At 72.2% G+C, this 21,104-nt stretch carries 22 protein-coding genes; 12 read left to right on the plus strand and 10 right to left on the minus strand.

Translation table 11 applies throughout. The features are described 5' to 3' along the window. The first annotated feature begins 55 nt into the window (after nucleotides 1–55). Together QI633_RS23340 and phaZ are read left to right on the plus strand one after the other, a co-directional pair. Nucleotides 56–1,747: an alpha/beta fold hydrolase gene (locus QI633_RS23340; RefSeq protein ID WP_282427218.1), complete on the plus strand. Its 1,692-nt coding sequence runs from the start codon at nucleotides 56–58 to the stop codon at nucleotides 1,745–1,747. Between the two features lie 11 nt (nucleotides 1,748–1,758). After that, nucleotides 1,759–2,559, plus strand: coding sequence for a poly(3-hydroxyalkanoate) depolymerase (gene phaZ, locus QI633_RS23345; RefSeq protein ID WP_222117726.1), 801 nt, complete (start codon nucleotides 1,759–1,761; stop codon nucleotides 2,557–2,559). 13 nt (nucleotides 2,560–2,572) lie between these two features. Here phaZ and QI633_RS23350 read toward each other — a convergent pair whose 3' ends face one another. After that, entirely contained in the window at nucleotides 2,573–2,758 is a 186-nt protein-coding gene (locus QI633_RS23350; RefSeq protein ID WP_141797136.1) for a DUF1918 domain-containing protein, read from the minus strand. A gap of 58 nt (nucleotides 2,759–2,816) precedes the next feature. On the opposite strand from QI633_RS23350, the gene QI633_RS23355 reads away from it, so the two are divergent. Then, nucleotides 2,817–3,290, plus strand: a complete 474-nt coding sequence (locus tag QI633_RS23355) for a DUF1992 domain-containing protein (RefSeq protein WP_282427219.1) — start codon at nucleotides 2,817–2,819, stop codon at nucleotides 3,288–3,290. Between the two features lie 2 nt (nucleotides 3,291–3,292). On the opposite strand, the gene QI633_RS23360 is transcribed toward QI633_RS23355, so the two are convergent. Next, entirely contained in the window at nucleotides 3,293–3,748 is a 456-nt protein-coding gene (locus QI633_RS23360) for a hypothetical protein (protein ID WP_282427220.1), read from the minus strand. Between the two features lie 37 nt (nucleotides 3,749–3,785). On the opposite strand from QI633_RS23360, the gene QI633_RS23365 reads away from it, so the two are divergent. Together QI633_RS23365 and QI633_RS23370 are read left to right on the plus strand one after the other, a co-directional pair. Continuing rightward, nucleotides 3,786–4,871 carry a CoA ester lyase gene (locus QI633_RS23365; RefSeq protein ID WP_141797133.1) on the plus strand — a complete coding sequence of 362 codons (1,086 nt, stop codon included), beginning with the start codon at nucleotides 3,786–3,788 and terminating at the stop codon, nucleotides 4,869–4,871. After that, nucleotides 4,871–5,737: a CoA ester lyase gene (locus tag QI633_RS23370; protein WP_282427221.1), complete on the plus strand. Its 867-nt coding sequence runs from the start codon at nucleotides 4,871–4,873 to the stop codon at nucleotides 5,735–5,737. The genes QI633_RS23365 and QI633_RS23370 overlap by 1 nt, the downstream gene beginning before the upstream one ends. A 282-nt stretch (nucleotides 5,738–6,019) precedes the next feature. Here QI633_RS23370 and QI633_RS23375 read toward each other — a convergent pair whose 3' ends face one another. Together QI633_RS23375 and QI633_RS23380 are read right to left on the minus strand one after the other, a co-directional pair. Next, nucleotides 6,020–6,886, minus strand: a complete 867-nt coding sequence (locus QI633_RS23375; protein WP_282427222.1) for an SGNH/GDSL hydrolase family protein — start codon at nucleotides 6,884–6,886, stop codon at nucleotides 6,020–6,022. Beyond that, the gene (locus tag QI633_RS23380) at nucleotides 6,883–8,073 is read right to left on the minus strand and encodes a helix-turn-helix domain-containing protein (RefSeq protein WP_141797130.1); all 1,191 of its coding nucleotides are present in this window, start codon (nucleotides 8,071–8,073) and stop codon (nucleotides 6,883–6,885) included. Before QI633_RS23380 ends, QI633_RS23375 begins: the two co-directional genes overlap by 4 nt. A gap of 93 nt (nucleotides 8,074–8,166) precedes the next feature. On the opposite strand from QI633_RS23380, the gene QI633_RS23385 reads away from it, so the two are divergent. The 7 genes from QI633_RS23385 to QI633_RS23415 all read left to right on the plus strand — a co-directional run bounded on the left by QI633_RS23385 (nucleotide 8,167) and on the right by QI633_RS23415 (nucleotide 13,399). Next, nucleotides 8,167–9,312 (plus strand): ferredoxin reductase, encoded by a 1,146-nt coding sequence (locus QI633_RS23385; RefSeq protein WP_141797129.1) that lies wholly within the window; start codon nucleotides 8,167–8,169, stop codon nucleotides 9,310–9,312. Nucleotides 9,313–9,358: 46 nt separating this feature from the next. Continuing rightward, entirely contained in the window at nucleotides 9,359–10,600 is a 1,242-nt protein-coding gene (locus tag QI633_RS23390) for an acyl-CoA desaturase (RefSeq protein WP_282427223.1), read from the plus strand. An 83-nt stretch (nucleotides 10,601–10,683) separates the two neighbouring features. Continuing rightward, nucleotides 10,684–11,703, plus strand: a complete 1,020-nt coding sequence (locus tag QI633_RS23395) for a hypothetical protein (protein WP_282427224.1) — start codon at nucleotides 10,684–10,686, stop codon at nucleotides 11,701–11,703. 37 nt (nucleotides 11,704–11,740) lie between these two features. Continuing rightward, complete coding sequence (locus QI633_RS23400) at nucleotides 11,741–12,538, plus strand: crotonase/enoyl-CoA hydratase family protein (protein WP_141797126.1); 798 nt, start codon at nucleotides 11,741–11,743, stop codon at nucleotides 12,536–12,538. Nucleotides 12,539–12,658: 120 nt separating this feature from the next. Continuing rightward, nucleotides 12,659–12,799 (plus strand): hypothetical protein, encoded by a 141-nt coding sequence (locus tag QI633_RS23405; protein WP_174245181.1) that lies wholly within the window; start codon nucleotides 12,659–12,661, stop codon nucleotides 12,797–12,799. 13 nt (nucleotides 12,800–12,812) lie between these two features. Then, on the plus strand, nucleotides 12,813–13,130 hold the full coding sequence (locus QI633_RS23410) for a DUF1294 domain-containing protein (RefSeq protein ID WP_222117725.1): 318 nt from the start codon (nucleotides 12,813–12,815) through the stop codon (nucleotides 13,128–13,130). A 116-nt stretch (nucleotides 13,131–13,246) separates the two neighbouring features. After that, nucleotides 13,247–13,399 (plus strand): hypothetical protein, encoded by a 153-nt coding sequence (locus QI633_RS23415; RefSeq protein ID WP_174245180.1) that lies wholly within the window; start codon nucleotides 13,247–13,249, stop codon nucleotides 13,397–13,399. Nucleotides 13,400–13,406: 7 nt separating this feature from the next. On the opposite strand, the gene QI633_RS23420 is transcribed toward QI633_RS23415, so the two are convergent. From QI633_RS23420 to QI633_RS23445, 6 genes are all read right to left on the minus strand, one after another. Then, nucleotides 13,407–15,221, minus strand: coding sequence for a glycosyltransferase (locus tag QI633_RS23420; protein WP_282427225.1), 1,815 nt, complete (start codon nucleotides 15,219–15,221; stop codon nucleotides 13,407–13,409). Then, nucleotides 15,218–17,839, minus strand: a complete 2,622-nt coding sequence (locus tag QI633_RS23425) for an EAL domain-containing protein (RefSeq protein ID WP_282427226.1) — start codon at nucleotides 17,837–17,839, stop codon at nucleotides 15,218–15,220. The genes QI633_RS23420 and QI633_RS23425 overlap by 4 nt, the downstream gene beginning before the upstream one ends. 78 nt (nucleotides 17,840–17,917) lie before the next feature. Continuing rightward, nucleotides 17,918–18,187 (minus strand): DivIVA domain-containing protein, encoded by a 270-nt coding sequence (locus QI633_RS23430; protein WP_282427227.1) that lies wholly within the window; start codon nucleotides 18,185–18,187, stop codon nucleotides 17,918–17,920. Nucleotides 18,188–18,198: 11 nt separating this feature from the next. Next, nucleotides 18,199–19,125 carry an oxidoreductase gene (locus QI633_RS23435; RefSeq protein ID WP_282427228.1) on the minus strand — a complete coding sequence of 309 codons (927 nt, stop codon included), beginning with the start codon at nucleotides 19,123–19,125 and terminating at the stop codon, nucleotides 18,199–18,201. A gap of 10 nt (nucleotides 19,126–19,135) precedes the next feature. Then, on the minus strand, nucleotides 19,136–19,951 hold the full coding sequence (locus tag QI633_RS23440; protein ID WP_282427229.1) for a maleylpyruvate isomerase family mycothiol-dependent enzyme: 816 nt from the start codon (nucleotides 19,949–19,951) through the stop codon (nucleotides 19,136–19,138). Nucleotides 19,952–19,976: 25 nt separating this feature from the next. Further along, complete coding sequence (locus QI633_RS23445; RefSeq protein ID WP_282427230.1) at nucleotides 19,977–21,068, minus strand: family 43 glycosylhydrolase; 1,092 nt, start codon at nucleotides 21,066–21,068, stop codon at nucleotides 19,977–19,979. Nucleotides 21,069–21,104: the final 36 nt, after the last annotated feature.

Here is a 21,104-nt window from a genome sequence, read left to right on the forward strand (position 1 = left end):
ATCTCGGTGCCCACGGCCGAAGCCACGGACCCACTCCCGAGACGACAGTTGAGCCATGAGCTCCTCGACCACCACCCGCCTGGCCGACGCCGCCGCTCCCCTCGACGTACTCCTGGTCGACGCCGCCCTCGGCCCGGTCCGCCGCTTCCTGCCCGACATGTCCACCGCCCGGTGGGCCGTCTCCCTCGCCCGCCGTCCGCGGAAGACCGCCCGCCGCCTCGGCGCCCTGGCCGGCGAGACCGCCAAGGTCGTCGTCGGTACGTCGGACGTCACCCCCACGCGCGGCGACCGCCGGTTCACCGACCCGGGCTGGACCGAGAACCCGCTGCTGCGCCGCCTGGTGCAGGTCTACCTCGCGAGCGGGCGCACCGTCGACCAGCTCGTCGAGGACGCCGACCTCGACCCGCGCGACCGCAAGCGGGTCCGGTTCATGGTGGAGAACCTGGTCGAGGCGCTGGCGCCGAGCAACGTGCCGCTGGTCAACCCCGCCTCCGCGAAGGCGGTCATCGACACCGCCGGGCTGAGCCTGGTCCGCGGCGGCACGCAGCTGGTCAAGGACCTCGCCTCCTCGCCGCGGGTGCCCGAGATGGTCGACACCTCCGGCTTCGTCCTGGGCGAGAACATCGCCGCGACACCGGGAGCAGTGGTGTTCCGCAACGAGGTCCTGGAGCTGATCCAGTACGTGCCGCAGTGCGACGAGGTGCACGAGGTGCCGGTGATGATCGTGCCGCCGACGATCAACAAGTTCTACGCGATCGACCTGTCACCGGGCCGCAGCCTGGTCGAGTTCAGCACGCAGAACAACCGCCAGATGTTCGTCATCTCGTGGCGCAACCCGGACACCCGGCACTCCGGCTGGAACTTCGACACGTACGTCGGCTCGATCCTCGAGGCGCTCGACGCGGTCGAGGAGATCACCGGCAGCGCGCAGACGGTGCTCGCGGGCATCTGCTCCGGCGGCATCCTCGCGAGCATCACCGCGGCGTACCTCGCCGGCATCGGCCGTCAGGACCGCCTCGCGGGCCTCGTGCTCGCGGTGACCGTGATCGACAACCACGACGCCGGCACCGTCGGCGCGCTCAGCGACCCGCGGATGGCCACACTGGCCAAGGCCCGCTCGGCCCAGAAGGGCTTCCTCGACGGGCGGTCACTGGCCGAGGTGTTCGCGTGGCTGCGGCCCAGCGACCTGATCTGGAACTACTGGGTCAACAACTACCTGCTCGGCAAGAGGCCCCCGGCGTTCGACATCCTGTTCTGGAACGCCGACACGACCCGGATGTCCGCGGGCCTGCACGCCGACTTCGTCGACATGGCGGTCGAGAACCAGCTCACCCGGGCCGGCGCCCTCACCGTGCTGGGGCAGCCCATCGACCTCGGCAAGGTCACCGTCGACAGCTACATCGTCGCGGGCATCGCCGACCACATCACGCCGTGGGAGAACTGCTACCGGACCACCCAGCTCCTCGGTGGGAGGACCCGGTTCATCCTGTCCACCAGCGGCCACATCGCCGCACTGGTGAACCCGCCGGGCAACCCGAAGGCGACCTTCCACACCAACGACGAGCACGGCCCCGACGCGAAGGCGTGGCTGACCGGCGCCGAGACCCACCAGGGCTCGTGGTGGAACGACGTCGCGCAGTGGCTGGACGAGCGGTGCGGCGAGCTCAAGCCCGCCCCCGAGGAGATGGGCTCGACCCGGCTGCAGCCGCTGGCCGAGGCCCCCGGCACCTACGTCTTCGACAAGTGAGGTCACCCGCCTTGGAGCTGCGCCAGCTCACCGTCCTCGGCCACGAGATCCGGGCCGCCGTACGCCCCGGCACCGAGCCCGGCCCACCCCTGCTGCTGTGCAACGGCATCGGCGCCAGCCTCGACCTGCTCCAGCCGTTCGTCGACGCGCTCGACCCCCGCATCGGGGTCGTGCGCTTCGACGTACCCGGCGTCGGCGGGTCCCCCAACCCCAAGCTGCCCTACAACTTCGCGTTGCTCACGCTCGGTGTCGGCGCGATGATGCGGCAGCTCGGGTTCGAGCAGTACGACGTCCTCGGCATCTCCTGGGGCGGCGGACTCGCCCAGCAGATCGCCTTCCAGCAGCCCCGCCGCTGCCGGCGCCTGGTCCTGGTCAGCACCGCCACCGGCTCGCTGATGGTCCCGGCCCCGCCCGCGGTGCTGCGCAAGATGGTCACGCCGCAGCGCTACCGCGACGCCGACTACGCCGTCCAGGTCGCCGCCGAGCTGTACGGGGGTCAGATGCGCGACCGCCCCGACGACGTACGCCGCCTCATGCACGCGCACTCCCGGGTCGGCTCGCGCCGCGGCTACCTGCTCCAGCTACTCGCCGGCGCCGGCTGGTCCAGCCTGCCCGGCCTGCCGTTCATCCGGCAGCCCACGCTGATCCTCGCCGGCGACGACGACCCGATCATCCCGCTGGTCAACGCACGGATCATGCGCGCGCTGCTGCCGGACGCGCGGCTGCACGTCTACCCGGACGGGCATCTCGGCCTGGTCACCAGCGCGGACACGCTGGCGCCGCTGGTCGCGGACTTCCTGCGGCCTGCCTGAATGCCCGCCTGACTCAGGAGCGGGGTACGACGTGCGCGTCCGGCCCCGGGAAGGCGAGCGACTCGTGCCCGTCCTCCCATCGGACGAGGTACGGCGGCCCGCCGTCCTGTCCCCGCACCTCGAGCACCTCCGCCTCGCGCCGGTGCGTCGAGTCGGTGTGCGCCTCCACGACCAGGCGATCTCCCACGCTCGCGTGCATGTCTCCACCATCCTCCGCACTCGGCGGGGCGGCAAGGGGGGCGGGGCACACTGGAGTCGTGGACGAGGAGGGCAAGGCGCGCAAGGCCCGGATCGAGCAGCAGCAGACCTGGGTCGACCTCCAGGTGCGCCAGGCCATGGAGCGCGGCGACTTCGACGACCTCCCCGGCGCCGGGAAGCCGATCCCCGACCTCGGCGCCACCCACGATCCCGACTGGTGGGTCAAGCGCCTGGTCGAGCGCGAGCACATCACCGTGCTCCCGCCCGCCCTCCAGCTCCGCAAGGACGACGCCGAGCTCGAGGCCGCCCTCGACCGGCTCGGCTCGGAGCGCGAGGCGCGCACCTTCGTCGAGGACTTCAACGCCCGCGTCCTGCGCGCCCGCTACACCCCGGTCGACGGACCGCCGCTGATCACGATGCCGCGCGACGTCGACGAGACGCTCGCCGGCTGGCACGAGCGGCGCGCCGCCCGCCGGCGTACGTCGCCCGCGGCCCCGGCACCGGAGCGCCGGCGTCGCTGGTGGCGGCGCTGAGCTCAGCGCCGCTCCCGGTCCTGCTCACAGCCTTCCTTGCCGTACTGCTTCCACTGCGCCTTCGAGCAGCTGTCCTCCAGCCGCAGCGAGACCTCGGCCATGCCGACCGGCACCAGCGCCGTCAGCAGCACCGCCACCACGGCCAGGGGTGTGCGGCGGACCAGCCAGAACGACAGGGCGGCGAGGGCGCCCACGGCGATGACGCCCATCACCACGATCCAGTAGGTCTCCGAGACTCCCGAGTCGCCGCAGACCAGCCGACCCTGCAGGGAGCGGGGCGCCGCCATGGTGCCCTCGTCGTCGTACCACGGGCAGCGCTCGTCGAGGCGGTCGAAGTAGGTCGCCACCCAGCCGAGCAGGATCCCCAGGGCGGTCGCGTGCAGCAGCACGACCACCAGCACCGTGCTCCACCACGCCCGGCCACGCCCGGCACCGCCATCTCGCGAGACATCCGTCATACCCGGACAGGGTGACTCGCCGGTAGGTTGTCGAAACGTGAGCCACAAGAGTGCCAAGGACTTCTTCCGCCCGCTGGCCGTCGGGGCCCCGCTCCCCCTCCGCGAGATCCCCGCCCGCCCGAGTCGCGCGATCCACTTCTTCGATCCCAGCAACGAGAAGATGGCCGCGAAGATCCCCGCGATGGTCGGCACGGTCGACGTACTGCTGGGCAACCTCGAGGACGCCATCAAGGCCGACAACAAGGTCGCCGCGCGCGAGGGCCTGGTCAGGATCGCGCAGGACACCGACTTCGGCCCGACGCAGCTGTGGACGCGCATCAACGCCCTCGACAGCCCCTGGGTGCTCGACGACCTCACCACGCTGGTCCCCGCGATCGGCGAGAAGCTCGACGTGATCATGGTCCCGAAGGTGCAGGGCGCCGAGGACATCCACTACGTCGACCGGATCCTGGCCCAGCTCGAGGCCAAGGCCGGCATCACCAGGCCGATCCTGATCCACGCGATCCTCGAGACCGCGCGCGGCGTGGCCAACGTCGAGGAGATCTGCGGCGCCTCGCCGCGCATGCAGGGTCTCTCGCTCGGTCCGGCCGACCTCGCGGCGGACCGCAAGATGAAGACCACCCGCGTCGGCGGCGGCCACCCCGGCTACCTCGTGCGGGAGGACGCGCCGCGCGACGCCGACGGCGCCTACCAGTACGACGCCGACCGGTTCCGCTTCCAGCAGGACCTGTGGCACTACACGATGGCCAAGATGGTCGACGCCTGCGCGACCCACGGGATCTACCCGTACTGGGGCCCGTTCGGCGACATCAAGGACACCGTCGCCTGCGAGGACCAGTTCCGCAACGCCTTCCTGCTCGGCTGCGTCGGCGCCTGGTCGCTGCACCCGGTCCAGATCGAGATCGCCAACCGGGTCTTCTCCCCCAGCGTCGAGGACATCGCCCACGCCCGCCGCGTGGTCGCCGCCATGGGCGACGGCACCGGCGCGGTCATGATCGACGGCAAGATGGAGGACGACGCCTCCCTCAAGCAGTGCCTGGTCCTCGTCGAGCTGGCCGAGGAGCTGGCCGCGATCGACCCCGTCCTCAAGGCCCAGTACGACGCGATCGAGGTGACCGCCTGATGTCCGAGTTCAAGCCCCTGCGCTCCGTCCTCTACATGCCCAGCTCCAACGAGCGGGCGCTGGAGAAGGCGAAGACGCTGCCCGCCGACGCGATCATCTTCGACCTCGAGGACGCCGTCGCCCCGGACGCCAAGCCGGAGGCCCGCAACGCCGCCGCGGCCGCCGTCCGGTCCGGTGAGTACGGCGAGCGCCACCTCATCATCCGGGTCAACGGCATCGGCACCGAGTGGCACGCCGACGACATCCGCGCCGCCGCGGAGGCCGGCCCCGACGTCGTCCTGGTCCCCAAGGTGAACTCCGCCGAGGAGGTCCTCGAGCTCGTCGACGCCCTCGCCGCGGCCGGCGCGCCCGAGCGGACGAAGCTGTGGGCGATGGTCGAGACCCCGATCGGCATGCTCAACGCGCTCTCGATCGCCACCGCGTCCGAGCGCCTCACCGGCTTCGTGATGGGCACCAACGACCTCGTCAAGGAGCTGTACGCCGAGCACGTGCCCGGCCGCGCCCCCGTGATCACCGGCCTCGGCCTGGCCCTGCTCGCCGCCCGCGCCGCCGGCATCGTGATCATCGACGGCGTCTACAACGACGTGAAGAACACCGACGGCTTCCTCGCCGAGGTCGAGCAGGGCCGCCAGATGGGCTTCGACGGCAAGACCCTGATCCACCCCGGCCAGGTCGAGGGCGCCAACACCGGCTTCGCCCCGAGCGAGCAGGCCGTCGAGGACGCCCGCGGCCTGATCCAGGCCTGGGAGGACAACAAGGGCGCCGGCGTCGTCACCTACAACGGCAAGATGGTCGAGAGCCTCCACGTCGAGTCCGCCGAGCGCACGCTCGCGATCCACGAGGCGATCCGGGCCCTCCAGGCCTGACCCGGCTCGAACTGGCTCCGAGTTCCCGCCGACCCGGCTCGAACTGGCTCCGAGTTCCCGCCGACCCGGCTCGAACTGGCCCGCTGAACACGTCGACCCGGCTCGAACTGGCCCGCTGAACACGTCGACCCGGCTCGAACGGTCCTGCTGAACACGCCGACCCGGCAGAAAGTGCCCGATCACGGACCACTTTCTGCCGGGTCGCTGTCTTTTCCGGACCACTATCTGCCGGGTCGGCGTCTTTTCGGGACCACTTTCTGCCGGGTCGGCGAGGCGCGAGGATCAGCCCAGCGCGTCGATCAGCAGGTCGGTGACGACCGACTGCTCCCGGGCGTACGGGTGGTACTCCAGCCCGGCCTGCGCGGGGATCACCCCGGCGACCCAGGGATCGGTGGCGCAGATGTCGTGCCCGTCGGTGGCGGCCCAGACATCGACGTACGTCGCGCCCGCCTGCTCGGCCGCCGCGGCGAGGCCGTCGTTGACCCGGCTGACGAACTCGCGGGCGTAGGGGTAGTCGCCGCGCGCGAGCGGCAGCAGGTCGCAGGTGCCGCGCTCCGGGAAGGCCGCGGGGTAGCCGACCACGACGATCCGCGCCTTCGGCGCCCGCTCCCGGATCGCCGCGAGCGCCTCGCCCATCCGGGTGGGGAGCTTGGCGAGCTGACGCTCCACCTTCGCGCGGAAGGACGCGCCCTCCTCGGTGCACGGCGCCCCGCCACGGTCCTTGACCGCCTTGCCGACGCAGGTCGTCACCAGCTCGGAGAAGACCTTGCCGTCGTTGCCGCCCATGCCGATCGTGACCAGGTCGGTCGATCGGCTCAGCGCGTCGAGCTGAGGCGGCACCGGGTCGCCGTTGGGCGGCGTCTGCGACTGCGTCAGGTCGGCTGTCGTCGCGCCGCCGCAGGTGACGTCGGTGAGCTCCAGGTCGAGCCGCGCGGCCAGCAGGTGCGGGTAGTTGCCCCGGGTCTGCTCACAGCCGATCGCACCCGTGGTCGGCGCCAGCCGCGGCCCCGCGGAGTAGGAGTCCCCCAGGGCGACGTACGACGACCCGCTCGGCACCGCGGAGGAGCGGTCGAGCTTCGACTCCGGCAGGTCCGAGCACGCGGCGAGCAGGACGGCGGCCACGACCAGCACCGAGGCGGCACGCCTCATCTGCTCACCTCCTCGACCCCGAGAGCAATGGTCAGGGCAAGGACGGTATCGGGGTCCTCCAACCGGTCGCCGAACAGGTCCCGCACCTGTGTCATCCGGTACCGGATCGTCTGCGGGTGCACGAACAGGGCGGCCGCCACGTCGTCGCGCCGCCCCTGGTGCAGCAGCCACGCGCGCAGGGTCTCGCGCAGCTTCGCGGCTGCGGCCGGGCGCAGCTCGTCGAGCGGCGCGAGGACGCCGGCGCGCAGGTCGGCCAGCGCCTGCGGGTCGGCGGTCAGCACCAGCCGCGGGAGGTGTCGCTCGGTGTCGCCGGTGAGGCCGAGCGCCCGGGCGCGGACGGCGCGGTCATAGGACTCGCGTACGTCGACCCACGGGCGCGCCGGCCCGACCAGCGCGTCGCGGTCGCCGACCGCCCGGAGCAGGGTCGCCCGCCGCCGGTCGTGGGCGTCGGGGACCATCAGCAGGGCCGCGCCGTCGAGGTCGGGCAGGTCGGTGGTCAGCAGGGTGCCGCGGCGCAGCACCTGGAGCAGCGACCCGGCCTGCGACTCCGCCACCAGCACAGCGGTCAGCGTGGCCGGGGGCGTCCACTCGGCCCGCTCGGCCGAGGCGAGCACGGTCGCCTCGGGCGCGCCGGTCAGCAGGTGCCGGGCGAGCCGCTCGACCATCCGCTGCCGGATCCGGCCCTCGCTGGCCGACTCGTCGCGGTGCCCGGCGACGCTCGCCGCGGACAGCTCGTCGATGTAGGCGAAGACCAGCTCGGCGAAGGAGGCCATCGTCGCCGGGTCGATGCCCTGCTCGACCGCCTTGGTCGACAGATGCCGCCAGGACACCCGCGCCCCGATCCGGTACGCCGACAGCAGCGCGTCCGCCGTACGCCCGCTGCGGACCTCGCCGCGCCCCAGCTGGTAGGCGCCGTCGACCGCCGAGGAGCGCGGCGCCAGCGCGTCCGGCCCCCGGGAGTCGCTGATGAGGGAGAGGAAGCCGCCGAGGGCGACCTGGACCGCGCCGCGGATGGTCTCGCCCATCGGCCCGCTGAACGCGTCCTCGTAGGGCGGGACCTCGCGGATGATCTGGTCGACGACGTCGTCGGCGACCCGGGCGAGCTCGCCGCGCAGCGCGACGACCGTCTCGGGCGGGAGCAGAACGCTCTCGCCGGCCCGGGGCCTGCGCAACACACGACGGGGCATCGGCACCTTCTTCATTCCCTGCGAACAAAACAACCGAGCAGATTCACCGGCTGTGGTCATGAGTTTAGCGCTCCCGACTGGGACTCTAGTGATGTGAGTACGACGACCGCCGCCCCCGACGCGACCGCCCGCACCGGACGCCTCCGCACCGGCTTCCGCTCGCTCCTCGACGCCGCGGTGACCCCGCTCAGCGTCGACGACCTCCTCGACCACTTCGCCCCACTGCGCCCCGGCGCCGCGGCCGGCCTCCAGGGCCGGATCGTCTCGGTCGCCAAGGAGACCGAGGACGCCGCGACCCTGGTGATCAAGCCCGGCCGGGACTGGGCCGGTCACATCCCCGGCCAGTACGTCCGGGTCGGCGTCGACGTCGACGGCATCCGCCTGTGGCGCACCTACTCGCTGACCCACGGCCCACGCCGGGACGGCCACATCTCGATCACCGTCAAGGCGATCCCCGACGGCGCCGTGTCGCAGTACCTCGTGCGCGAGGCCCGCGCCGGCCAGATGATCCAGCTCGCGCAGGCCGAGGGCGACTTCGTCCTCACCCCGCCCGCCGCCGGCCGCACCCAGAAGCTGCTGCTGGTCACCGCCGGCTCCGGCATCACCCCGGTCATCGGGATGCTGCGCAACCTCTACTCCCGCGACGAGGCACAGGCCCGCGCGGCGTACGACATCGTGCTCGTGCACTCCGCGATGAAGCGTGACGAGGTCATCTTCGGCGCCGAGCTGCGCGCCCACGCCGAGGCCGGCCGGCTGCGGCTGATCGAGCGGCACACCGACACCGACGGCCTGCTCACCACCGACGACCTCGAGGCCGAGGTCCCCGACCTGGCCGAGCGCACGGCGTACGCCTGCGGTCCGGCGGGCCTACTCGACAGCCTCGAGGCGTTCTACGACGACCGCCGGCTCACGCTGCACACCGAGCGGTTCCGCCCGACCGTCGTCGACGTCGACGCCGAAGGAGGCACGCTCACCTTCGCCGGCAGCGCCGCCACGACCGTGGAGACCGACGGCTCCGTCCCGATCCTCGACGCCGCCGAATCGGCCGGCGTCCTGATGCCGAGCGGCTGCCGGATGGGCATCTGCATGGGCTGCGTGCTGCCCATGAAGTCCGGTGCCGTGCGCGACCTGCGCACCGGCGAGCTCACCGTCGCCGTCCCCGGGGAGACCCACCCCGACGGCGTGAAGATCCAGACCTGCATCAGCGCCGCCGCCGGCGACTGCACCCTCGACCACTGAGACCCCCTGAGACCACTGACTCCCACCCCCTGAAGGAGCCATCCCCATGACGACCGTCACCAACAAGGCCGACAACCCCATCGCCCACCTCTCCCCCGAGGACATCGAGGCGCTCGGCGCCGAGCTCGACGCCATCCGCGCTGAGGTGCTCGAGGCGCGCGGCGAGGAGGACGCGGCGTACATCCGCAAGATGGTCGACCTGCAGCGCAAGCTGGAGCTCGCCTCCCGCGCCACCCTGCTGGTCAGCATCTTCCCGCCGGCCTGGGTCGCGGGCACGGTGGGCCTGAGCGTCGCCAAGATCCTCGAGAACATGGAGATCGGCCACAACGTCATGCACGGCCAGTGGGACTGGATGCGTGACCCGAAGATCCACTCGACCACCTGGGAGTGGGACAACGCCTCGACCGCCGACGGCTGGAAGCACTCCCACAACGAGATCCACCACACCTACACGAACATCGTCGGCAAGGACAACGACCTCGGCTACGGCATCATGCGCGTCGACGAGGAGCAGCGCTGGTACCCGCTCTACCTCGCGCAGCCGCTGTGGAACTTCATCAACGCGTGCTTCTTCGAGTACGGCATCGCGGCCTACGACCTCGAGCTGGGCCGCAACCTGCGCACGCCGAAGGAGAAGCGCAGCGAGGAGTTCAAGCGCAACCTCTCCAAGACGCTGAAGAAGATCCGCAAGCAGGCGACCAAGGACTACGTCGTCAACCCGGCGCTCGCGCTGCCGACGGGCTCCTTCCTCCCCGCGCTGGCCGCGAACTTCACCGCCAACGTGGTGCGCAACCTGTGGTCGCACTCGGTCATCATGTGCGGTCACTTCCCGGAGGGCGTCGAGACCTTCGAGCTGAAGTCGATCCCGGAGAAGGAGACCCGGGGCGAGTGGTACCTGCGCCAGATGCTCGGCTCCGCCAACATCTCCGGCTCGAAGCTGATGCACATCATGACCGGCAACCTCTCGCACCAGATCGAGCACCACCTCTTCCCCGACCTGCCGAGCAGCCGGTACGCCGAGGTCGCGCCGAAGGTGCAGGCCGTCTTCGCCAAGTACGGCCTCAACTACCACTCGGCGCCGCTGCCGCAGCAGGTCTACAGCGCCTGGCACCGCGTGGTCCGGCTGTCCTTCCCCAACGGCTGGCTGGCGACGGCCAACGCGAAGAACCTGCCCTCGCAGCTCAAGCTCCTCTACGCCATGACGACGGCCGACAAGCGCAAGCGCCGGGTCATGCAGCGCCTGCTCGAGAGCGCGGCCGCCAAGAAGGAGATGGTCAAGGCCGCCTGACCTCCGGCGTTCGCCAGGGCGTTTCGGACGGAGTCCCTCCGGGCAACGTCCGGGCGCCCTGTCGTCGTCCTGGAGGAGTGCCCGTGCTCTCGTGGTCACCCTCGCGACGCGCCCTCGTCGGCGTCCTCGCCGTCGTGCTGCTGGTCGGAGTTGCGGGCGTCGCCCTCGCCGGCCGTCGAGGGACCGAGGCGCAGGCCCGGGAGACCGCGGAGCGGTACCTCCGGGTGCTCGCCGACGAGAGCGCGGACCCCAGCGAGCTCGACGAGCTGCTCGCACCGACCGACGCGGACGAGTGGGCGCTGGCCGGCGCCCTCCTCGCCGAGGCGAGCTCGCGGATCAGCGACGTGACCCTCGGCGACTCCCGCGAGGTCTCGACGGCACGCTCCACCGTCCCGAGCGACCTGGTCTTCGACGGGTTCGAGGAGTTCGAGGTCCGCTACCACCTCGCCGGCGAGCACCACCGCGCGACGATCACCCTGGGCCGATCCCGCGGAGGATCCGGTGGCGAGGCCTCCCGCTGGCTGGTCGTGACGCCGCTGGCCGGGTCGGTCGACTGGAACGGCGCGACGTGGCTCTCGACCCCGCTCGACGTCACCGTCGGCGACGTCCCCGTCACGGTTCCCGGGCGGACGACGTACGAGCCCGCCGGCCTCCGGCTGCACCCCGCGGTCTATCCGGCACGCGGCGGCATCGCCCCCTGGTTCGCCTCGCCGCCGGAGCAGGTCGTCGTCGTGGCCGGCTCGGCGGTCTCGCCTGCGCCCGCACTCCGGCCGGCCGCGACCGAGGAGGGCCTCGCCGCGCTCACCCAGGCGGCCCTGGCGGCGTTCGACCGCTGCGAGGACGGCACGGCGTACTGCCCGATCGCCGACCTCGTCTACCCAGCGGGCGACGACCGGCTCCCCGAGGGCTGGTGGCACGGGTTCACGACCACGCCCACCGTCACGGTGGACGGTACGACGGTCCGCCTGGCCGACGGCGCGTTCCGGTATCTGTCGCCGTCCGGGCCGCGGACGGTGCGCTTCACCGGATCAACGCAGGTGACGATCGATCCGGACCGGCGGCCCGCGGTCGCCGACCGCTGGCGCATCGAGCGGCAGCCCTGACTCCCCCTCGATGTTACCTGCGGGTAGCATCGAGGTCATGAGCACCCACGTCAGCTGCACGATCACCGACGGCATCGCCCACGTCCGGCTGGACCGTCCCGACAAGCTCAACGCACTGACCCTCGACATCCTCGACGACCTGGTCGCCACCGCGCACGCCCTGCGCCGCGACAAGACGCTGCGCGCCGTCGTGATCAGCGGCGAGGGCGACGCGTTCTGCGCCGGCCTCGACTTCGCGTCCGTGCTCCGCAACCCGGCCGGCGTCGCGAAGGCGTTCGTCCCGCGGCCGCTGCGTGGCACCAACACCTTCCAGGAGGCCCCATGGGCCTTCCGCCGGATCCCTGTCCCCGTGATCGCGGCGGTCCACGGCCACTGCCTCGGTGGCGGCCTGCAGATCGCGCTCGCCGCCGACTTCCGCATCGCCACCCCCGACTCGCGCTGGTCGGTGCTCGAGGGCAAGTGGGGCCTGATCCCCGACATGTCCGGCATCCAGGCCCTCAAGGAGCTCGTCGGCATCGACCAGGCCAAGCTGCTCACCATGACCGCCGAGGTCTTCGACGGCTCCCGCGCCAGGGACCTCGGCCTGGTCACCCGCCTCGACAACGACCCGCTCGCCGGCGCCCTGCGCCTGGCCGACGAGCTGTCGCAGAAGTCCCCCGACGCGCTCGCCGCCGCCAAGCGGCTCTTCAACGACACCTGGAGCGCCTCGCCGCGTCGTACCTTCGCCCGCGAGCGGCTCGAGCAGGCCTACCTGCTCGCGGCCCGCAACACGAAGGCCGCCCGCGAGGCCGCGTTCAAGAAGGCGGACGCGGTCTACGGGCCGCGCGGGCGCTGACCCGGTCGGGTCACCTCCTGGTCCGTCGGGACCACTCCGGTTCGGGCCCGAACGGCCGATGAGTCCGGCACGCCGGTCGGGTCATCCTGATCGGAGACCCGATCGGAGAGGAGGGCAGCCATGGCCCGCACCGAACACCTCAGCCACGACCTGCCCTGCCTGGCCTGCGGCCACGCCGCACACACCTTCCTCGCCTGCAGCGACACCTGTGACTGCGCACCGACCGTGATGCCCGGCTCCGCTGCCTTCGCCGCCGCCTGACACGCTTCGGGCCGTGGTCATCGAACGCGCGGACGTCCTGCTCACCCTCGCTGCGACGTACGGCGTCCTCAGCCTGGTCGCACTCGTCCTCTACCGCGCCGACAAGCGCGCCGCCCAGGACGGCGAGTGGCGTACCCGCGAGTCGACGCTCCACCTCGTCGCCCTCCTCGGCGGCTGGCCCGGCGCGCTCGCCGGCCGCCGGCTGTTCCGCCACAAGACCCGCAAGCAGCCGTTCGTCACGGTGCTGTGGCTCACCGTCGTCACCAACGTGGCCGGTGCCGCCACCCTGCTGCTCGCTGCACCGGTCGACCTCGGCGCCCTCGTCGGCTGACCGCTCACCGGGACCGCGGAGCTTTCTGCAAGATTTCCGCGCCCACCGTGTCGTATCAGGGCGACCCGCTTCGTCGTCCTAGTAGAAGCAGGCGAGACCACGAAGGAGACACGGCCATGTGGAACACCACGAACACCCAGCCCCAGCACCTCAGCCACGACCTGCCGTGCCCCGCGTGCGGCCATGCCGTGCACACCTTCCTTGCGTGCAGCGACAGCTGCGACTGCGCGCCGACGGTGATGCCCGGCTCGCTGCCGCTGGCCGCCTGAAGACCGGTCAGCGCGCCGGCGCACCCCGACGGCGACGGCACGGCAGCACGACCACCACGGCGTGCCAGGCCGCCGCAGCCGAGACCAGCCAGGCCGCGGGGACCACCACGGCCGATCCGGCCGCTCGCCATCCGTGCCGTCGCCCCACCAACACCGACGCGGTGCCGACGGCGACTGCCAGGCCGCCCAGCAGGCCGACGACGCCGACGGCTCCCACGCGAACACCGACCTCGCCCATGGCACCCGCTCGAGCGGCGAAGACCGAGGCACCGACCAGTGCCACCGGGTAGGTCAGCTGGAGCACCGGAGCCGCGAAACCCACCAACGTCGCCGCGATGGCGGGCAGTGGCTCAGCGGCCTCCGGGGCCCGGACGCCCCCCCTTGCCCTGGCCACGGCGGCATCGAGTGAGCTGACCGCCAGGACGACCTGCCTGCGGAAGGTGGCCCGCAGGCCGCGCGCCCGCCGGTGGTGGGTCGAGGAATGCAGAAGGCCGGTCGGGAGGGACTGCACGCCGATCCACTCGGGTCCGGCGCCGGCGGTCACCGCGGACCACCCCCCGAGCCGGCGGAGAACGCGCGTGTTGAAGTGGCTCGAGGTCAGCTCCGGGCGGTGGTCGGCGGTGTCGCGCTGGACGGGCTGGGCCCGGTTCAGGCCGAGCGAGGACTCGACCCGGTCGACAGCGCTGGCGAGCGAGTCCGGCCGGACCCACGTGTGGCATTCGACGTCGAGCCTCATGAGCGCCGGGTGAGTACGCCGCGCGCCCAAGCAAGCAGCAAGGTCGGACTCGAACTCCGCGACCGCCCTCCTGAGCTGGTCGGGTTCCGGCACGTCGTCGGGGTCGTACGCGACGACGTACCTCCCTCTGGCGAAGGCCAGTCCCTCGTCGTAGGCGCGGGTCCGGTCCACGGCGATCTCCACCGGCAGGTGGACCACCCGCACCCAGTCCGGCGGCGCGGCGCGGCGTACGGCGTCCAGGGCTTCGTCGGGCACCAGCAGCACAGCGTCCAGGCGCGAGCGCGGGTAGTCCAGACCCGCCAGGGTGGCGATCGCGCGCTCGATCGCCGCGACCCCCTCGGGAACGGCGACGAGGACCGTGTACACGGGGAGCAGCAGGTCGTCGGCTCCAGGTAGGTCCGCATCGGGCCAGCCCTCGTCCCGCCCCTGCCCCTCGGGCTCCACCTTGCTCGTCGCGAGGCGGACCGCAGCAAGGCTCTGCCCCAGCACGCCACCGGCGAAGAGCACGCCCGCGGACGCCAGGACGGCACTCAGCAGATCTTCCGTAGCGATGGACGCCAGGGCGACCAGATAGAGGAGCGCGACCGCGATCAGGCCGGTGATGGCACAGGGGCGCAGGCGCAACCCCGGGCCGCGGTCGAGGCCGGACGCCGGGCGGTCCCGGCGCCGACGTACCTCGAGGACGACATGGTCGAGGTCACGGCGAGTGCAGGCGACAAGATCGACGTGCGTCCCGGGGAACTGCTCCTCGATCTCGAGGAGCAGGTCCGGGCCTGGCTGGACGGTGGTCGCGACCACGACCCCGCGGTCGGTGACCTCGCAGGGCAGCCACCCGAGCTCCAGGCACAGGTCGACGTCGGTCGTGGCCAGGACGGCCGGATCGGGCGGGTCCTGGTCGAGGTCCCGCCAAGCGATGCCCCACTGCTCGGCGAGGCTGCCGTGCAGCTCCTGTCGGTTGAGTGCACCCGCGTCGAGGAGCAGCTGGCCGAGGTAGCCGCCTTCCTCGCGCTGCCGCCGGAGGGCTGCTGTCAACTCGTCCGGATGGACGACCCCGCGCGCGACCAGCCGGTTGCCGATCCGGTTCATCCACGGCCCTCTCCGTGCGTCCCGGACCGCAGCTCCCACGGGCCGCCCCTCCCGGCGGCCAGCTCCTCGAGCCAGTCAACCATCGCGCGGGGTCGTCCGAAGAGGAATCCCTGCAACAGCTCGAATCCCAGGGCCGCCAGCTCCTCTGCCTGGCGCTCCGTCTCGACACCCTCGGCGATGGTGACGACGCCGAGTCCCGCCGCCATGGCCTGCACGCCGGCACTGACTGCTCGGGCACGGGCGCTGGTCGTGATCTCGCTGACGAAGCCCTTATCCAGCTTGAGGACGTCCACCGGAAGCTCCACAAGCTGCGTCAGCGCGCTGTAGCCCGTTCCGAAGTCGTCGACCGCCACCCGGACTCCGCGGGCGCGCAACGCGTGCAGGTCGCGCAGCAGCGACCCGTTCACGGCGACCAGTCGGGTCTCGGTGATCTCGAGGACCAGGAGCTCGGCAGGCATCCCGGTCTCGACGAGGGTCTGCTCGACGTCCTCCCGCAGCCCCGGTCGCGCCAGCTCCCGCGCGCTGATGTTGACGTGCACCGCCAGGCGGTGCCCGCGTGCGAGCAGCTCTGCGGCGTCGTCACACGCCTGCCGCAGCACGAAGCCACCGACGCTGTGGATGAGCTCGCTCGACTCGAGCACGTCCAGGAATGTCTTCGGGGAGAGCGTGCCCCGCTCCGGGTGCTCCCAGCGCAGCAGCGCCTCGAGGGCGACGACTCGTCGGGTTCCCGCGTCGACGACGGGCTGGTAGTGCACGCGCAGCTCGCCGTTGCGTTGGGCCTCACCGAGGCGGTCGAGCACCTGGGCCGATCGCTCGAGCTCGGCCTCGAGGTTCGGACGGTAGACCTCGAACCTCGCGCGACCGCGGTCCTTGGCGGTGTACAGCGCGGTGTCGGCGCGCCGCAGCACGACCCGCGGGTCGTCGTCGCCGTCGGCGAAGGCGACTCCCACGCTCACCGTGGGGGTGAGCTGCCAGGGTCCGGCCTGCACCGGCGCTGCCATCACCTGCTGGATGCGCGCGGCGAGCCCGAGCCCGTCGGCGGTGGTCTGCAGACGGGGGCACAGGACGACGAACTCGTCGCCGCCGATACGAGCCACGGTGTCGTGCGGACGCACCACCCCCGAGAGGCGCCGCGCGATCTCCCGCAGGAGCTCGTCGCCCACGTCATGACCGTGGCGATCGTTGACCTCCTTGAAGTGGTCGACGTCGACGTACAGGATGCCCACCACCGACCCGCTCCGCCCCGCTTCGCTGAGCGCGATCTCCAACCGGTCCGCCCACAGGACCCGGTTCGGCAGCCCGGTCAGCTCGTCGTGAAGGGCCATCGTCGCCAACCGTTCCTCCGCCTCCTTCTGCACCGTCACGTCGATCATCTGCAGATTGAGCTCTGGACGTGCCGGGAGGCCGGTCGACCCGACGGCGGACAGCGCCGCGTCCACCCATCCCGCGCCCCACCCATCGGCGAGCTGCAGCTCGCCGCGCCAGCCGGTCTGCGAACCTGAGGTGAGATCGCCGATCCCCGAGCCGAGCAGTGCCGCCGACGCCGGGGTCAACCAGCCGCAGGGGTCCGTCCCGACCAGCTCTGCGCGCGTCCGGCCGGTCAGCGCCATCATCGCCCCGTTCACGTCCAGGACCTCGGGAGCCGTCGACACGGTGGACACCACGTGCGCGTTGGCAACCAGCGCCGCGTCCATGTGGGCCCGCAGGCGGTCGCGGTCAAGACGGCTCGTGACGAGCGCCGCCGACCGCTCCTGGAGGGCGAGCGACACGACGGCCCCGACCAGGGCGAGGACGAGGATGAGTGCCTGGGCCTCGAGGATGCGCGGCGCCACCCGCGGGATGAGCGAGAACGGCCCTTCGCCGGCCCGCGTGGTGAGGACGACGAGGACGCCTTGCGCACCCGCGACGACGCTGGTCACGGCTGGCCCGCACCGCAGCGCCACCGCGACCGTGGGAGGGATCAGCATGAAGGCGACCGGCCACGGCACCAGGACCACAGCGAGCGACACCGCGAGGACCGCGAGCACGAGGAGGACCGAGCCCGCTCGGTGGACGCGACTGCCGACGAGCCGGAGCTGGGGCACGGCCAGGAGTGCGGAGGCGACCACGAAGGTGCTGATGCCGTTGCGCACACCGATCAAGCCGATCCCGTCCCAGACCTCGGTGCCGAACCGCGTCGCCGCGACCAGGCCGCCCAGGACTGCACTGACGACCGCGCTCGCTGCCGACGCGCTGAGCAGGGCCGCGACATCGCCGAGCGAGCTCATCGCACGCGCGGTGCGCCATCCGACCAGCCGGCCGAGCACCGCCACACCGACCAGGCCATGGGCGACGTTGACGCCCGCGAAGAGCCAGGAGCCGACCGGTTCCACGCCGGTCACCCAGTTGACCGTCCCGGTGACCGCGGCGAGTACCGCGGCCGCGACGAGCCGGCGATGCCCGGTGCCGGCGCGCAGGAACCACACCACCGACACCCCCGCGGCCGGCCACACCAGGGCGAGCTCGGTGTCCACCCTGCTGAGCCGTCCGACCACCATGGCGCCGGCGTACAGCACCGCCCAGGCGATCGTCTCAGCGCTGAGCGCAAGGCGCGCGCGCAGCGCGGAGTCACCGGTCACCCGGCCAGCGTGCGGTCCGGTCGGGCCTTCCGCGAGGGCCGAAGGTCCCGTCCCTCAGTAAAGAAGCCGGTACGACGATCAGGCCTCCGCGCGCCGGCCCACCTCGGCCAGGAGCGCGTCGACATCGGTCTGGCTGTAGCCCTCGCGCATCCGGGTCGTGGCGAACGCCGCGGCCGCGATGAGCGGACGGACCGGCCGACCCGTGGACAGCGCATCGACCAGCCGGTCCAGGAAGTCGTCGACCTCGCGCATGTCGTAGCCGGTCACGAATCGCACCGGCTTGAACCGGGCCTCGCGGATCAACGCCGTCAGGCTGTCGGGCTGCCGGTCCGGGAAGTAGCGGTTCATGCCGTCGTCAATCACGGGTACCTCAGGTCCACCGTCTGCTCGCTGATCTCCCACAGCCGCCGTGCATTGCCCTCGTTGCGCGCCAACCGGCTGCGGCCGACGGTGCGGGGCCGGCCGGAGAGCTGGCGGAAGCCGCCGGGGCCGACGAAGGTGTTGCCGGGCAGGTCGGCGGTCGCGGCCATCAGCGAGGGCCAGGCGCCGGCCGCGGCGGTCTGGGAGACGGCCTTCACGCCGGCGTCGAGGATCGAGGCGATGCCACCGGAGGAGCGGCCGTACTGCCCGTTGGCGGCGAGGTGGGTGCCGGCGAAGCCGGGGTGGGCGGCGAGGGCGCGGACCGGCAGGTCGGCAGCGCGCAACCGGCGGTCCAGCTCGGCGGTGAAGTAGAGGTTGGCGAGCTTGGTCTGCCCGTAGACCCGCCACGTGCTGTAGCGGCCGGTCTGCTCGCGCGGCGGCCCGAGCGGTGCCTTTCCGGCGAAGGTGTGGAACAGCGAGGACACCGTCACCACGCGGCCGTCCTCGCTCTGCACGAGCTGCGGCAGCAGCAGTCCGGTGAGCAGGAAGGGCCCGAAGTGGTTGGTCGCCATCTGCAGCTCGAGGCCGTCGGCGGTGCGGGAGTACTTGGTGCCCATCACCCCGGCGTTGTTGACCAGTACGTCGATCGGCCCGACCTGCGCGACCGCGGCGGCCGCGGTGCGGACCGAGCTGAGGCTGGCCAGGTCGAGGTGCAGCGCCTCGAGCAGCGCCTCGGGGACCTCTCCCCGGATCGCGCCGACGGTCTCCTCGACCTTCGCGGGATTGCGGCCGGCGATGATCACCCGGGCTCCGCGACGGGCCAGCTCCAGGGCCGTGTGGTGGCCGAGCCCGCCGAGGGTCGGTCCGGTGACGACGACGGTGCGGCCGCTCTGGTCGGGCAGGTCGGCGATGGTCCACTCAGACATCGAGATCCCCTTACGGCGTCGTGGCGAGGCTGGCGACGATCCGCTCCCCCAGCTCCTGGTCGCCCGAGACGGTCACGGCCCCCGGCGCAGCGGTACGACGACCGCCGGCCAGCACGATGAAGCTCTCCCGGTCCATGGCGACCGTGACACTCGGCGCGTCCGGCAGGTCGGCCAGGCGCTGCGCGCGCCCGTCGTCGCCCACCAGCACGGCGACGGGTGCGCTGCCCTCGACGGCGAGGACGGCCGTCGTACCGGCGGGCGGGGCGACCCGCTTGCCGACGACGAAGCCGAACGCCTCCACGAGGTAGTCGGCGGTGTGCTGGGCGCCGGGGCTGTCGAGGCCGCCGGGACGGCCGACCGCGCGGCGGATGTCCTGCTCGTGCATCCACACGTCGAGCGGCCGGTTGCGCAGCAGGGTGCGGGTGTTCCAGCCGATCAGGCCGAAGATGCCGTCGGCCGGCGCGGCCGGGTCCTCGGGCGGCGCGGCGTTCAGCGTCGCGCGGCGGCTCGCGGTCGTCGTACGGATCTCCTCGATGATCGCGGCGGGCTCGCGATCGCGACGGGTGACGACGCCGATCTCGGTGAACTGGCCCATCGGGCCGGTGACGTGCGCCGGCTCGCCGATGTCGGCGGTCTCGTCGGGCCCACCGGCGAGGAGCGACTCGAGGTGCGCGGTGTGCGAGGCGACGGCCTTGACGTCCCAGCCTGCGAGGTCGGTCGGCGTGCTCCAGTCGTCGGGCTCGAGCTCCTCGAGCAGGGTGACGAAGTCACCCACCGCGCTCCACCAGTTCTCGACGTAGCCGGCCAGCAGCTCACGGTCGCTCATGCCGCCGAGCCTAGCGAGGCCGCGGTCAGTAGGGCGTGGGAACGCGCTGCGGGACGCCGGTGCGCGTGAGGTACTTCTTGACCGTCGGTACGCCGCCCGGGAAGGTCAGCCGCGCGGCGTACATCGCCCGGCGGCCGTACTTCTCCCCGCCGTTCCACGCCCAGTAGTTCACGCCCTTCGGCTTCGACGAGTGCAGGCGCACCCAGCCGTGGAAGTAGAGCGTGGTGCGGCCGCGGTGCCTGACGATGTCGCCGCCGGCCGGCCCGCACAGCCCCTGGGTGATGGTGCTGTCCAGCAGGACGTTGGGCACGGCGAGCGACCAGTCGGTCAGCGACGCGGACTGGCGCCAGGTCTCCAGGTAGGAGCAGCGGGCGAAGTCGCCCTCGGAGGCGAACAGGTAGTAGAGGCCGGCATGCCGCGCCAGGACGGGGTTCTCGATGACGTCCGCGGAGCGGACCAGCTCGACGCTCGGGTTGAGCGGGTCCTGCCCGGTGCGCACCCGACGGCCGTTCTTGCTCAGCGGCAGCAGCCGGATCGACGACGGCTTGCCGTCGGTCTTGTAGAGCAGGTAGTTCTGCTTGCCCTCGCGGTAGAGCGACGGGTCGATGATGCCGCGGCTGGGCAGGTCCGGCGTGGCGACCGGGTCCTGGGCGGTCGGCACCAGCGCCCGCGAGGGGCACACCAGCGGCCGCCCGCCGACCGGCTTGAACGCGTCGAGCGCCTTCTTGGCCACGGCGACGCCGATGCAGCGCCCGAAGTCGCCGAGCCCGGCGACCGGGACGGCGTAGTAGAGCAGCCACTTCCGGCCGACCTTGGCGATGTCCGCCGCCCAGATCCCACCCTCCGCGATCGCCCACTTCGGGCGGTGGGTGAGCACCGGCTGCTGGTAGCGCCACCGGTGGCCGGGGTCCTTGTACGCCCGGTTGATCTGCGGCCCGGTCGCGACCACGACCATCCGCTTGCCGACCATGGTCACGCTCGGGTCGCCGACGTTGCCGTTGAAGAACGGCTCGGGGTACTGCCGGTCGTCGGCCTGCGCCGGCGTACCGCACAGGGCGAGCACCAGCGCGGCGAGGACGGCGAGGCAGCAGGCGAGGCGGGGAGCGGTACGAGGCACCCGCAGACCATAGGCGACGTCGGGCCGCCGGCGTAC

The organism is Nocardioides sp. QY071 (assembly GCF_029961765.1).
Classification (GTDB): Bacteria; Actinomycetota; Actinomycetes; order Propionibacteriales; family Nocardioidaceae; genus Nocardioides.